This window comes from Dermacoccus sp. NHGro5 (genome assembly GCF_017565385.1).
GTDB classification, from domain to species: domain Bacteria; phylum Actinomycetota; class Actinomycetes; order Actinomycetales; family Dermatophilaceae; genus Dermacoccus; species Dermacoccus nishinomiyaensis.
In genome coordinates, this window is sequence record NZ_JAGEKQ010000035.1 from 14,900 (window position 1) to 27,784 (window position 12,885).

General features: G+C 69.0%; 14 protein-coding genes and 1 tRNA gene. 7 read left to right on the forward strand and 8 right to left on the reverse strand.

The window, feature by feature from the left end:
* Positions 1 to 196: 196 nt before the first annotated feature.
* A complete protein-coding gene (locus J4Z35_RS12640) occupies positions 197 to 2,032 on the forward strand; it encodes an ABC-F family ATP-binding cassette domain-containing protein (RefSeq protein WP_074041152.1) in 1,836 nt (611 codons plus the stop codon).
* Between the two features lie 143 nt (positions 2,033 to 2,175).
* A complete protein-coding gene (locus J4Z35_RS12645) occupies positions 2,176 to 2,904 on the forward strand; it encodes a TetR/AcrR family transcriptional regulator (protein WP_006946800.1) in 729 nt (242 codons plus the stop codon).
* A 12-nt stretch (positions 2,905 to 2,916) separates the two neighbouring features.
* Here J4Z35_RS12645 and J4Z35_RS12650 read toward each other — a convergent pair whose 3' ends face one another.
* Complete coding sequence (locus J4Z35_RS12650) at positions 2,917 to 3,513, reverse strand: MarR family transcriptional regulator (RefSeq protein WP_082740921.1); 597 nt, start codon at positions 3,511 to 3,513, stop codon at positions 2,917 to 2,919.
* A gap of 72 nt (positions 3,514 to 3,585) precedes the next feature.
* On the reverse strand, positions 3,586 to 4,296 hold the full coding sequence (locus J4Z35_RS12655) for a TetR/AcrR family transcriptional regulator (protein WP_231729579.1): 711 nt from the start codon (positions 4,294 to 4,296) through the stop codon (positions 3,586 to 3,588).
* A 177-nt stretch (positions 4,297 to 4,473) separates the two neighbouring features.
* Between J4Z35_RS12655 and J4Z35_RS12660 the strand changes: the two genes are divergently transcribed.
* Positions 4,474 to 4,552, forward strand: a tRNA-Gln gene (locus tag J4Z35_RS12660).
* Between the two features lie 83 nt (positions 4,553 to 4,635).
* On the opposite strand, the gene J4Z35_RS12665 is transcribed toward J4Z35_RS12660, so the two are convergent.
* Complete coding sequence (locus J4Z35_RS12665) at positions 4,636 to 5,241, reverse strand: hypothetical protein (RefSeq protein WP_143181301.1); 606 nt, start codon at positions 5,239 to 5,241, stop codon at positions 4,636 to 4,638.
* Between the two features lie 253 nt (positions 5,242 to 5,494).
* Here J4Z35_RS12665 and J4Z35_RS12670 point away from each other — a divergent pair, with 253 nt between their 5' ends.
* Positions 5,495 to 5,968 carry a trypsin-like serine protease gene (locus J4Z35_RS12670; protein ID WP_074041151.1) on the forward strand — a complete coding sequence of 158 codons (474 nt, stop codon included), beginning with the start codon at positions 5,495 to 5,497 and terminating at the stop codon, positions 5,966 to 5,968.
* Between the two features lie 378 nt (positions 5,969 to 6,346).
* On the opposite strand, the gene J4Z35_RS12675 is transcribed toward J4Z35_RS12670, so the two are convergent.
* Positions 6,347 to 6,517, reverse strand: a complete 171-nt coding sequence (locus tag J4Z35_RS12675) for a hypothetical protein (RefSeq protein WP_171969888.1) — start codon at positions 6,515 to 6,517, stop codon at positions 6,347 to 6,349.
* A 109-nt stretch (positions 6,518 to 6,626) separates the two neighbouring features.
* On the opposite strand from J4Z35_RS12675, the gene J4Z35_RS12680 reads away from it, so the two are divergent.
* Positions 6,627 to 7,862: a helix-turn-helix transcriptional regulator gene (locus tag J4Z35_RS12680; protein ID WP_074041150.1), complete on the forward strand. Its 1,236-nt coding sequence runs from the start codon at positions 6,627 to 6,629 to the stop codon at positions 7,860 to 7,862.
* An 11-nt stretch (positions 7,863 to 7,873) separates the two neighbouring features.
* Here the strand turns inward: J4Z35_RS12680 and J4Z35_RS12685 are convergent, their stop codons facing one another.
* The 4 genes from J4Z35_RS12685 to J4Z35_RS12700 are packed head-to-tail and all read right to left on the reverse strand — an operon-like array spanning position 7,874 to position 10,090.
* The gene (locus J4Z35_RS12685) at positions 7,874 to 8,890 is read right to left on the reverse strand and encodes an alpha/beta hydrolase (protein WP_171969887.1); all 1,017 of its coding nucleotides are present in this window, start codon (positions 8,888 to 8,890) and stop codon (positions 7,874 to 7,876) included.
* A gap of 5 nt (positions 8,891 to 8,895) precedes the next feature.
* A complete protein-coding gene (locus J4Z35_RS12690) occupies positions 8,896 to 9,264 on the reverse strand; it encodes a hypothetical protein (RefSeq protein ID WP_143181300.1) in 369 nt (122 codons plus the stop codon).
* A 41-nt stretch (positions 9,265 to 9,305) separates the two neighbouring features.
* On the reverse strand, positions 9,306 to 9,935 hold the full coding sequence (locus J4Z35_RS12695; protein ID WP_074041147.1) for a low temperature requirement protein A: 630 nt from the start codon (positions 9,933 to 9,935) through the stop codon (positions 9,306 to 9,308).
* Positions 9,905 to 10,090: a low temperature requirement protein A gene (locus tag J4Z35_RS12700; protein ID WP_074041146.1), complete on the reverse strand. Its 186-nt coding sequence runs from the start codon at positions 10,088 to 10,090 to the stop codon at positions 9,905 to 9,907. The genes J4Z35_RS12695 and J4Z35_RS12700 overlap by 31 nt, the downstream gene beginning before the upstream one ends.
* Before the next feature lie 160 nt (positions 10,091 to 10,250).
* On the opposite strand from J4Z35_RS12700, the gene glmU reads away from it, so the two are divergent.
* Both glmU and J4Z35_RS12710 read left to right on the forward strand, forming a co-directional pair.
* Positions 10,251 to 11,789: a bifunctional UDP-N-acetylglucosamine diphosphorylase/glucosamine-1-phosphate N-acetyltransferase GlmU gene (glmU, locus tag J4Z35_RS12705; RefSeq protein WP_074041145.1), complete on the forward strand. Its 1,539-nt coding sequence runs from the start codon at positions 10,251 to 10,253 to the stop codon at positions 11,787 to 11,789.
* Positions 11,790 to 11,797: 8 nt separating this feature from the next.
* Positions 11,798 to 12,769: a ribose-phosphate diphosphokinase gene (locus tag J4Z35_RS12710; RefSeq protein WP_074041144.1), complete on the forward strand. Its 972-nt coding sequence runs from the start codon at positions 11,798 to 11,800 to the stop codon at positions 12,767 to 12,769.
* The last annotated feature ends 116 nt before the right edge of the window (positions 12,770 to 12,885 follow it).

The window sequence follows — 12,885 nt, forward strand, 5'->3', positions numbered from 1 at the left end:
CCCGCCTTGCCACCCTGCGATTTTCGTCCACCCTCGCGATTGCCATCCACATCGGCGATCTACGTCCCCATCTGCGAACTACGTCCACATCTGACGGACGGCGTGGCGAGCGCTCGTCTCGGTCCGGCACCTGCTCTGACGGGCGCCGCATCATCAGCTTTGGGCGACGTGACACGGCGGTGAGACAATCGCGGGCATGGCCAACCTCCTGTCCGCTGAGAAGATCTCGCTCGCCCTCGGCACCCAGCAGTTGCTCGATTCGGTGTCGCTCGGCATCGGCGGCGGTGAGCGCATCGGCATCGTCGGCCGCAACGGTGGAGGCAAGTCGACGCTGCTCAAGGTGCTCGCGGGTGTGCACGAGGTCGATTCGGGGCGTCTGACGATGGCGAACGGCGTCACCGTCGGCATGCTGACGCAGGCGGACACGATTCCTGCGGAGTGGACGGTGCTGCAGGCCGTCGTCGGTGATCGCGCCGAGCACGAGTGGGCGGGGGAGGCCCGCATCCGCGAGGTCATCAACGGGTTGTTGCCGGGAATGGATCTGCACGACGTCGTCGGCCCCAAGTCCGGTGGCGAGCGCCGTCGCATCGCGCTCGCGAAGCTGCTCGTCGACGACCCTGATCTGCTGCTGCTCGACGAGCCCACCAACCATCTCGATGTCGAGGGCGTGCAATGGCTCGCCGACTTCCTCAACGCACGCCGCACACGCAGCGACTCGGCGCTCGTCACGATCACCCACGACCGGTGGTTCCTCGACGCGACGGGCACCAACACGTGGGAGGTCATCGACGGACGCGTCGAGCAGTACGAAGGCGGTTACGCCGCGTTCGTGCTCGCGAAGGCCGAACGTGCACGCATCGCGGCCGCGACGGAGGAGCGTCGCCAGAACCTGCTGCGCAAGGAGCTCGCGTGGCTGCAGCGCGGTGCCCCGGCCCGCACGAGCAAGCCGAAGTTCCGCATCGACGCGGCCAACGCGCTCATCGCGAACGAACCGGATCCGCGCAATGACGTCGAACTCGTCCGGTTCGCGACGACGCGGCTCGGCAAGGATGTCATCGACCTCGTCGACGCGTCCGTCACGCTCGGCGGGCGCGAACTGCTGACGAAGCAGACGTGGCGGCTCGCGCCGGGCGAGCGCACCGGCATCGTCGGCGTCAACGGCGCGGGCAAGTCGACGCTGCTGCGCGCCATCGCGGGAACCCAGGAGCTGTCGGCGGGCAAACGCAAGCAGGGCAAGACCGTCAAGATCGCGTACCTGACGCAGGAGGTGCGCGAGCTCGACGACGTCGAGGGCTGGCGCGTCATCGAGGCGATCGAGGACGTGGCGAGCTACATCATGCTCGACGGCAAGGAGACGTCCGCCTCGCAGCTCGCGAAGCGGCTCGGCTTCTCCGGGGGACGTCAGCAGGCGCGGGTGTCGGAGCTGTCGGGTGGCGAACGTCGACGACTGCAGTTCCTCCGCCTGCTCATGAGCGAGCCGAACGTGCTGCTGCTCGACGAGCCGACCAATGACCTCGACATCGAGACGCTGCAGTCGATGGAGGACGTCCTCGACGGCTGGGCAGGCACACTCGTCGTCGTCAGCCACGACCGGTACCTGCTCGAGCGCATGTGCGATCGCCAGGTCGCCTTGCTCGGAGACGGCAAGATCCTCGACCTCATCGGCGGGGTCGAGCAGTACCTCGAGCTGCGTGCGCACCACCTGCAGGCGCAGGCGGCGTTCGAGCGTCAGGGCGCGGCGGCGAAGGGGGTCGATGCGACCTCGCTCGCGGCTGACGACGCAGCAGGCGCTGGCGCCGGCGGACGCGTGGTGAGCGCCGCCGAGGAGCGCGAGGCGCGCAAGACGGTGGCGCGCATCGAACGTCAGCTCGCGAAGCTGGCCGAGCGCGAGACCAAGCTGCACGACGAGCTCGCCGCTGCCGCAAGCGATTACGGCAAGGCCGCGGAGATCGACGTCAAGCTGCGTGCCGTGCTCGCCGAGAAGGACGAACTCGAGATGGACTGGCTCGAGGCCGCCGAGGTGCTCGCCTGAACTGAGCGCGTGTTCCGGTCGCGCGCGGCGCCTGGCGGCGCTGCGCCGTTTGCCACACCAGGCGCCGTGAACGACTGTCTAGGAGGGCTCGACGACCCCGCGCGCGCCGTTGAACGTGTTCAACAGCGTGGTTGACTGAGCGCATGACGACGAAGTCGGAGCAGACGCGTGAAGCCCTCGTCGAGACGGCGTTGGCGATGTTCCGCGAGCACGGATACGAGAAGACGACGATGCGCGCGATCGCCGCGGAAGCCGGCGTCTCGCAAGGAAATGCGTACTACTACTTCGACGGCAAGGACGCGCTCGTCCAGCAGTTGTACCTGCGCCTCCAGGCCGAGCATCGCGACGTTGCGCTGGCCGCCATCCGCGACGGAGCGCCGCTTGCCGACAACCTATGCGCGCTGTGGCGGGCGGGCATCGACGTCATGGAGCCGTACCACGGCTTCGGTTCGACGCTGCTGACGACGGCGCTGCAGGCGTCGTCGGGCACGAGCCCGCTGTCGGGAGCGTCGGCGCAGGCGCGCGACGATGCGATCGGCCTCGTCACCGACGTGCTCGAACGCTCGAAGGGCGTGCCGGGTGGCGCACTGCGACGCCAGTTGCCGATGTTGCTGTGGCTCGTCTATCTCGGCATCACGCTGCACTGGGTGTGCGATGACAGCGAGCAGCGGGCGCGCACGATGACGCTCATCGACGGCGTCGCCCCCATCCTCGCGCGCATGCTGATGCTCGCACGGCTACCGGTGGGACGCGGGCTCGTCGCGGACATCACCGCCCTCGTCGAGAAGCTGGCGCCGACCGGATCTCTTCCGACGGCGCTGTCGGAGCCTGCATCCAGGACGTCGAGCACCGTCCGCACCGAAGACGACTGAGGTGCCTCGCGGTCAGCTCTCGACGGCCGTGAGCAGCGTCCGCAGCGACGCGGCGAGGTGAGCGCGAGCGTCGTCGTCCATGCCGGCGAGCAGGCGGCGCTCGTGATGCAGCAGCGCGTCGAACGCGGCGTCGACGGCCCGCAGCCCCGCGGGGGTCAGCCGGACGAGGACGCCGCGGCGGTCGCTCGGCGATGGTTGACGGGAGACGAAGCCGCGTCGTTCGAGTCCGTCGACGCGATTCGTCATCGTGCCGGAGGTGACGAGTGTCTTCTGCACGAGGGCGCCGGGGGAGAGCTCGAACGGTTCGCCTGCGCGGCGCAGGGCGGACATCACGTCGAACTCCCAGCCGTCGAGTTCATGCTCGGTGAAGACGGCGTTGCGCGCCTGGTCGAGGCGCCGCGCGATACGGCTGATGCGCGAGAGCACTTCGAGTGGCGTCGTGTCGAGCCCCGGGCGGACGCTCGCCCAGGCATCGACGATGACGTCGACCTCGTCATGGTGCGGCTTGCCGTCGGGAGCGGTCGACGTCGCAGACGCGATGTCGTCGGCGCCCCTTGGGCCGAAAGCACGGTTCGAGTCGGCAGGGCGCGGCGAACCGGTGAGTGACATGCCGTCAGTCTATCGCTCGTCAAGAAACTTGATGTCGAGAGACTTGCCCTCGGCAGACGGCGTCAGCCCTCGTCACGCGATGTCGTCGTCCGTCTCGTCGTCGCCCAGGCCCATCGGTGCCACCATGTTGTCGACGTCAGGCTCGCCGCTGGCCACCGGCGCGGCCGCGACGAGCGTGGGCGTGGCGTCGAGGCCGGTGAGTCCGTTCCAGCCGAGGTTGACCATGTGGGCGGCCATCTCGGTGGCGTCGAATTCCTGGCCGTGCTCGATCCACCAGTCGCCGGTGAGGGCGGCCATGCCGATGAGCATCTGCGCGTAGATCGGCGCGAAACGGGGGTCGATCTCGCGGCGCGACATGACGCGGGAGAGTTCGTTCTCGATCTTTGTGGCGATGTCCGACATGAGGCTCGCGAGGGAGCCCGTCGAGTGCCAGGACGGGGCGTCACGGATGAGCACACGGAAACCGTCGGGGTTGGCGCTGATGTAGCTGAGTTGGGCGGTCACGGCGCGTTCGAAGAGTTCGCGGGGTGTGCCGTCGTCGGTCAGGGCGCTCGCGATGTGGTCGAGGAAGCTGCGCGTCTCGCGGTCGACGATGACGGCGTACAAGCCTTCCTTGCCGCCGAAGTGCTCGTAGACGACGGGTTTCGTCACGCCCGCCGCCGCCGCGATCTCCTCGACGGTCGCCGCCGCGACGCCTCGTTCCGCGAACGTGCGGCGCCCCACGTCGATGAGCTGTTCGCGACGCTGGGTGCCCGACATGCGCGTGCGGCGAGGAGTCGTCATGCCCACCATTGTGCCGGGTGGGCGGGAGGTCGCAGCCGAGACCTGGGGCGCCCGGGCGGGCTGACGCGGTCCGAGGCGCGGTCCGCGCCGTAGATCGCGGGGACGCGTCGGTGCGTCGACGGAGTGCAGCGCGGCCCGGCGTGAACTACTCTTGTGCGGTCCGCGCTTCGCGGACGTTCCCCGGTTGCTCTGCTGGCAGGGGCCGCCTGACTTTGAATCAGGACTAGCGACGTTGGTTCGATTCCAACCCGGGGAGCCTGAAAGCCCGACCATCATCGTCCGAGAGCGCGTCATCGTCGACGCGTTTCCGGGCGAAGATCACGCGGGACGTGACGCCGATCAGCGATGACGAGACGTCGCGGCACCCCCGGCGGCGATGGCCGCGAACGCGAGTCCGGCGAGGCCGAGCTCACCGGACGTCGGGGAGCTCCGCGACGCGACGAGGTCCGTCTGCACCTTCGGGTCGATCGGCTTCGGGGCGGGCTTCGTCGGAGTGGGCGTGCCCGGCATCGGCTTCGTCGGCTGGGCAGGGGGAATGACGGTGCCGTTCGGCTGAACCGTCGGCAGACCCTTGCACGTCGCCGGAATCGTGCCGGTGACGCTGAACGCCGACCCGCTCGTGTTGCCCTTGACGGTGATCGTCACCGTCTTCCCGGCCTGGTTGATCTTCGAGAAGATGACGAGCGGCTTGTCGTGCGTCACCGGGCCCATCGTGTGCGTCTCGTGCAGCTGCGGCTCGCTCACCGTCACCGTCGCCTCCGGCGTCTTCACCGTGCCCACTGCGATGACGTGGTTCGGCATCCCCTTCGAGCACCAGAACTCGATCGGCGTGTGCTGAAGGCTGCCGACGATCGTCGACTTGGCGTGGTCCCCGGTCGTGCTGGGCGTCGCAGGCGAGTCGGCCGCCATCGACGGCGCGGCCGCGGCCAGGGTCAGGGCACCCACGCCGGCAGCGGCGAGAGCAGGGAACATCTTCCTGGGGAACTTCTCAGGACGAATGCGTGACGATGGCGCTTCCCTCCGCGCGACGTCGGCCGCGAGAACCGCAGCTTGGTGCGGCAACGACCCACTTCTGCGCCGAATCCGTCAGGGTGATCCATGTTTTCGCAATGCGACAAATGCATGTCGCCTATACAGTCATGTATAAAAAGCGGCCGGCCAGCAGGCCGAGGCACCTGGCACCGACGGTGACACGTCGATGAACGTCTACCTCTCCAACTCCACCTCGAACCGCGGCACGCCGATCGCCGTCGACGCCATGCAGAGCTCGTCCAACGGCGACGTCGTGCTCGCGCATCTCATCGAGCCGGCCCTCGTCAACCAGAACATGCCACTCGCGGACTCCTACGACGCGACGGCGGGCGACTCCGGCGTCATCGAGGGCTACAGCCTGCGCGCCTACCGCGTCCCGACGTCGGGGCTCTACAAGGCCGGCGTCTCCGTCCTGGGTGAGAGCGCCGAGGCCTACGGTGGTCGCGCGATACACCTCGAGGGCGTCAACGGCTCCTCGAATCACGGCGACTCGGGTGGCCCGCTCATCGTCAACGGTCAGATCGTTGGCGTCTGCTCGACGGGCGACTCCACCGATCCCGGCTCCGACATCCACACCGGCTCCAACTACGCCAACCTGACGGACAGCCGCCAGTGGATCACCGATGTCACGGGCGGGTGACGGCTCATCGACGCTGACCCTGCACTCATGCAGACGCCGTTGGCACGCAACACGCGTGCCGACGGCTTCGTCGTACCGGGGAGTGGGGATGGTGTCTGTGCTTCCGCGTCGTCGTGCGAACGGAGGTCGCCGTCAGCGGCACACCGTCGCGTCAGTCGGGGTCATGAGGGCTCTCACGTGGGTCACGGTGCTCGTGCATCGCGAGCTGACGACAATGGTGGTCCGCCTGTGGGCGACGGCGCTCCGGGTGCAGCGGGCAGGGATGGGCCCTGGCGGCGCCGAGTAACGCCCTCGTGGACAGCGAGTGCTCGACGAACGACGCGTGCCCCGCAGCCTTTGGGGCTACGGGGCACGCGACGTTACGCAGTTGGCGGATGATCAGGCCGGCCAGGTGTCCGACATGCGGTGCTCGCCGGTCTTCACCACGAGGTGGTGAGCGGAGCTCGCCAGCGCTGCGTCAGCCGAGTTGGCGGCGACGATGGCCACCGTCGGGCCCGCGGCGGCAGCCACGAGCGCAGCGGATGCGGAAAGCTTCTTGAAGATGGCCATGGTCACTCCTGGATATGATGCGTAATGTAGAGAGTTCAACAACTTGCTCCACGCTGAGTCAAGTTGTGTGTCAAGTATGCCTCGCTTGTGGGGCTGGAAGTAGTTACCGATGAGTTTTGGTGAACGCCTGAAGGCAGCGCGCAAACAGGCGGGCCTTTCGCAGACAGAACTGGCGGGCAACAGGTGCAGCGTCAGCTACGTCTCTCACCTCGAATCGGGCCGTCGGACCCCGACCCCGGACATGCTTCGCTACTTCGAGACCAAGCTGAATCTCGAGCCCGGCACGCTCGGGAGTGCCTCCGATCTGTCCGGGTTCGGGCGCCGCAAGGCGGGAGAGGCCGAGGCGGTTGCTCTTTACTCCGAGGCCGTTCTTTCGTGGCGCCAGGGTTCATTCGGTCTTGCCTTCGAACAGGCGCAGGACGCCCGCCGCCAGCTGTCGACGGTCGGACGTTCCGACATCACACTTCTCATCGGTGCCTTGCTCGTCGAGATCAACATCGACCTCGGGCACTATCGCGAGGCAGTCGCTGAGGCCACGGCTCACCTGACAGCTGCGCGCGCGGTCGGCTCCAGCTTGCTCGAAGCGCGGGCCGGCATCCTCACTTCCAAGGCGGCGCGTCTCGACGGGGACGCGCGGCTCGCCGCGTCGAGCGCTGCGGACGCCGTGCGACTCTGCCAGTCCGCGCACCTCCCCATGATCGTGACGGCGCAGGCACTCATCGCCGCCATCTCAGCCGGGCATGACGATGCCGGCGCCTACGCCCACGAGCTCGAAGAGTCAGCCGCAGCGCTCGAGGAGACCCCGACTCGCGGCCTGGCCGAGTGGGTGCTCGGCAACGTGGCGTGGCACAGCGGTGACGTCGAGGCCGGCAAGGCTGCGCACGATCGAGCGAACCAACTCCTGTCGCCCACCGCAGACTTCCGTAACTGGGCTCGTTTTCCGCGCGTTGCGGCGGAAGAGCGACTCCAGGCCGGCTGCGAGGACGGGGTCGCGGAACTGTTACGCGAAGCGAAGAGCCGCCTCGACCTGCTCGAGAGCGCCGATGAATTGGCGACCCTCGCCATCGTGCGTGCGCGGTTCGCGCGGGCGCAGGGGCACGTGGATGAGGCGCTCGATGACATCCGCGCCGCCCTCGAGGATGCCGACCTGCCGCCGAGCACGCAGGGGCGCCTGTACCTCGCAGCCGCCCACGCCTACGGCGAACAGGGCGACATCACGCAGGCGACGGCCGTCGCGCTGCAGGCAGCACGCCGCTTCACCGAGGCCGGCGACGTCACCCAAGCCCGTGCTGCTTGGGAGTTCGTCGACGAGACCACGCAGGCCGCAGAGCAGGCGAACGCCTGACGTCAGGGCGTTCACAGCCGCGTCAGCAGTGTTTCGATCGCGGCCGCGAAACCTGCCGGGTCGGCGACCATCGACAGGTGGCCGACTTGCGGAATCGTCGCCGTCGGCGCGCCCGCGAAGTTCTGTTGCGCGACCTGGAGCGAGCCGCCGGACGTCGCGTCCTCGGCGCCCCAGACGATGCCGCGCGGCACGCGGATGGCGCGCACTTGCTCGGGGCTCAGGTGCGTCATCGCGTGTGCGGCCATGACGCGCATGGCGTCCTCCGCGTCGCGCGAGCGCAGCGGCCGCATCCACGCGTCGATCAGTCGGTCGGCGTCGGGGCCTTGCAGGCCGCGACACGTCGAACCGCAGTGGTCGTCGAAGATCGGGCGCGCGAACACGTTCGTCTGCGTGCCGAGTCGGTAGAGGGTCGTGACGTACGGCAGGCGCGAGACGACGCCCGTCCACGCACCAGGGTCGGCCGATCGTCCCTCGAAGGCCATGGCGTCGCCGTCGGCGAAGATGACACCGCCGATGGCGCCCGGGGCATCGAGCGCCGCGCGCCCGACGACGGCCGCGCCCAGCGAGTGCCCGACGATCACCGGCCGCTCGATGTGCAACGCCTCGATCAGACCCGTGACGGCACGCGCCTGATCCTCGATCGAGTAGTGGCCCGTGTACTGCGAGTAGCCCGCCCCGGGCAGGTCGACGGCGTAGACGACGTGGTTCTTCGCGAGCTCCGGCGCCGCGAGCGACCACGCGACCGTCGACTCGGCGAAACCGTGGACGAGCACGATCGGCGTGCCGTGCGCACCCCACACGCGGTAATGCACGCGCGCGCCGTCGACGACGACGTCGCGCCCGTCGGGCGCCTGCAGCGTCTGCGGCGGCCGCACGAGGGCGTTGAACGTCAACGATGCGATCGTCACGACGAGAAACAGCTTGACGACGACGCGCGCCACCCGGCGCACCAGTCGTCGACCACGCCCTGGAGCGGGGCGGCCGCCAGGGGAGGCGCCGCTGTCGGGCGCACTGGCGGCGGTGCTCATGCGGCTCATTCGGCGCGGCCGTTCGTCGCGTCGTCAGCAGTGCTCGCGCCGGCTGCGCCCGCGACGTCACCACCGACAGTGCCGGTACCACCGGCAACCTCGCCGGCGCGCATGGTCTCGACATAGGCCGTGATGCGGCGCTCGCCGTACCCCTGCACCGAGATGGCCGCGGAGACGTAGAGGAACAGCAACGTGATGACGATCCACGGCGCCCAGTGACCGCCGAGCCACCAGATGACGACGACGGGGACGAGATGCGTCGCGAGTTGCGTCAACCCGCCAAGGATCGCGTGCCAGGTGCCCTGCGGATCGTGCGGCGCCCCCGTTGCGTCGCGTGCCCGCTCTACGTGGGCCTCAGCCTGTTCACGATGCATCTGTGCACGCTCAGCGGCCGTCTGCGGGCGGCGTCGCGGTTTCAGCCGAGGTTCGTCGCGAACGCCTGACGGGTCAACGACTGCGTGCCGACGTGCACGAGAATCATTCCGAGGCACAGGCACGTCAGCGATCCGGGGTGCAGGTGCGCGCTGCAGTCGGCCGTCAGCCACGTCATGGCCGTGCGTTCGGTGTCGAGGGAGTCGACGATCTGCACGACGCTCTCGCCGAGCACGATCATGACGAACAGGCCGATGCGTTCGACCAGGTGCGGGCCGCTGAGGCGAGGCGCGTCCGACTCCTTGCGGTCCGGGCGCAGCAGCGACAGGCCCATCTCGAGGAAGGCGAGGGCGGCGAGCGCCCAGCCGAGCAGGTGCTCGGGCACGAGCGGGGTGAGCAGCCACAGGGCGCTGACGCCCGGGCCCCACAGCAGCGGACGCATGGCGCCGGCGCCGCGTCGTCCGCTCCACCACAGCGGCCACACGGCCGTGCGCGCGATGACGTAGCCGACGGCGAACAGCCACGGATGGCCGTCGATGAGGGGTTCGATCCCGAGTGCGAGCACGCCGACGCCGGCCATCGAGGCGAACATGAGCGGGCGTCCGCGTGGGCCGATGCCGCCGCGCACGTTCGTCAGCGCCGTCACGTTGAACCACGCGAACCACACGAGCATCGTGAGCCCGATCGTCGCGGCAACGCGCGACCCGGGTCGCCGTGCAGCAGGTGGGTGAGGCGCTCGATGGCGACGACGAAGACGAGGTCGCAGAACAGCTCCAACCACCCGACGTGTTGGTGCCGCACGGTGGTCTCGCCGATCGCCTGTGACATGCACCCAGCATGAAGGCGTACAGGGGAGCGCGACGAATGCACGCAGCGCCTCTGGCGGTGGTGGGCGGTAGAGTCACCTCTATATGCCCCGTCGCCCGCACCGGGTGGGCCGCCGGGGCGGGCCAGACCACCGATCGTCGATCCGCAGGGAGTCACTCGCGTGAGCGCACCCCGTCCCGCAGCCGTCATCGTCCTCGCCGCCGGCGAGGGCACCCGCATGAAGTCCGACATCCCGAAGGTGTTGCACACGATCGGTGGCCGCAGCCTGCTCGGCCACGCCATCGACGCGGCGCGCGGCACGCAGCCGCAGCATCTAGCGGTCGTCGTGCGTCACCAGCGCGACGTCGTCGCCGCGCACATCGAGCAGTTCGAGCCGGGCGCGACGATCGCCGATCAGGACGAGATCAAGGGCACCGGCCGCGCCGCCGAGAGCGCCCTCGACGTCCTCCCGGCCGACCTGAGCGGCACCGTCCTCGTCACCTACGGCGACGTGCCGCTGCTCGCGACGCAGACCCTCGTCGACCTGACGAGCGCGCACGAGGCAGGCGGCAACGCCGTCACCGTGCTGACCGCGGAGGTCGAGAACCCTACGGGCTACGGCCGCATCCTGCGCGACGAATCCGGTTCCGTCGCCGGCATCATCGAGCACAAGGACGCTCTCGCCGCCCGCGAGGCCGGGGACGCGAAGCTCGCGCACGCGCTCGACATCCGTGAGATCAACTCTGGCATCTACGCCTTCGACGCGATCGTGCTGCGTGAGAGCCTCGCGAAGGTGACGACGGACAACGCCCAGGGCGAGAAGTACCTCACCGACGTCCTCGCCCTGGCCCGCGCGGCCGGTGGGCGCGTCGAGGCGCACACGATCACCGACCTGTGGCAGACCGAGGGTGTCAACGACAAGGTGCAGCTCGCCGCGATGGGCCGCGAGCTGAACCGTCGCGTCGTCGAGCAGGTCATGCGTGACGGCGCCATCGTCATCGACCCGGCAACGACGTTCGTCGACGTCGACGTCTCCATCGGCCGCGACACGGTCGTCCAGCCGAACACCCAGCTGCGCGGCGCGACGACGGTCGGTGCGCGCTGCGAGATCGGCCCCGACACGACACTCGTCGACACGGAGGTGGCCGACGACGCGTCCGTCGTGCGCACGCAGGCCAACCTCGCGACGATCGGCGCCGGTGCGAGCGTCGGCCCGTTCAGCTACCTGCGCCCGGGCACCGAACTCGGCGCGAAGGGCAAGATCGGCGGGTTCGTCGAGACGAAGAACGCGCAGATCGGTGACGGCGCCAAGGTGCCGCACCTCACGTACTGCGGCGACGCCGTCATCGGTGAGGGCGCCAACATCGGCGCGGGCACGATCTTCGCCAACTACGATGGCGTCAAGAAGCACACGACGCACGTCGGCGCGCACAGTTTCGTCGGCTCCGACTCGGTGCTCATCGCGCCTGTCACGATCGCTCCGGGCGCCTACGTCGCGGCCGGCAGCGCCGTCGACGGTGACGTCGAGGCCGGCCAGATGGCTGTCGCACGCGGCCGTCAGCGCAACATCGACGGCTGGGTCGAGCGCCGCCGTGCCGGGACGAAGACGGCGGACGCCGCGCGTGACGTCGCGCACGCCTCGCCCCGGGCCGCCGCCGGTGAAGCGGCGTCCACTAGTGTTGACGAGGAATTCTCCGCAGACGAAGGGATCACGAAGTGAGCCTGTCCATGAAGCGCACCACTGAGAAGAACCTCATGGTCTTCTCCGGGCGGGCCAACCCCGAGCTCGCGAAGGCGGTCGCCGAGGGCCTCGGCACGCAGCTCGTGCCGATGCAGGCGTACGACTTCGCGAACTCCGAGACGTACGTGCGTTACGACGAGTCCGTGCGCGGCTGCGACGCGTTCGTCATCCAGAGCCACACCGCTCCCGTGAACCAGTGGATCATGGAGCAGCTCATCATGGTCGACGCGCTCAAGCGCGCCTCCGCGAAGCGCATCACCGTCGTCGCGCCGTTCTACGGCTACGCCCGTCAGGACAAGAAGTCGCGCGGTCGCGAGCCGATCTCGGCGCGCCTGGTCGCGGACATGTTCAAGACGGCCGGCGCGAACCGCCTCATGGCCGTCGACCTGCACACCGACCAGATCCAGGGCTTCTTCGACGGCCCCGTCGACCACCTGCAGGCGCTGCCCGTCATCACCGACTACGTCGCCAAGAAGTACGGCGACGAGAACCTCGCCGTCGTCTCGCCGGACGCGGGCCGCATCAAGGTCGCCGAGGCGTGGAGCAAACGCCTCAACGGCGCGCCGCTGGCGTTCATCCACAAGACGCGTGACGTCACGCGCCCCAACCGGTCGGTCGCGAACCGCGTCGTCGGCTCCGTCGAGGGCCGCACGTGCCTGCTCGTCGACGACATGATCGACTCCGGCGGCACGATCTGCCACGCCGCGGACGCGTTGATGAACGCGGGCGCGGAGTCCGTCGTCATCGCCTCGACGCACGCGATCTTCTCCGACCCGGCGGTCGAGCGGCTCGCGAACTCGGTGGCGCGCGAGGTCATCGTCACCGACACGCTGCCGATCACGGACGAGAAGAAGTTCGACAAGCTGACGGTGCTGTCGATCGCACCGCTGCTGTCGCAGGCGATCCGCGAGGTCTTCGAGGACGGCTCCGTGACGAGCATGTTCGACGAGATGGAATGATCTCACCCTGACGAACGCGGCGCCGCGCATCCCACCCGGGGTGCGCGGCGCTGCGCGTTCACGCCGTTTCGTGTTCGCGCGCCGCCCCGCTAGACTGTTCCGGTTGCCTCGGCGAG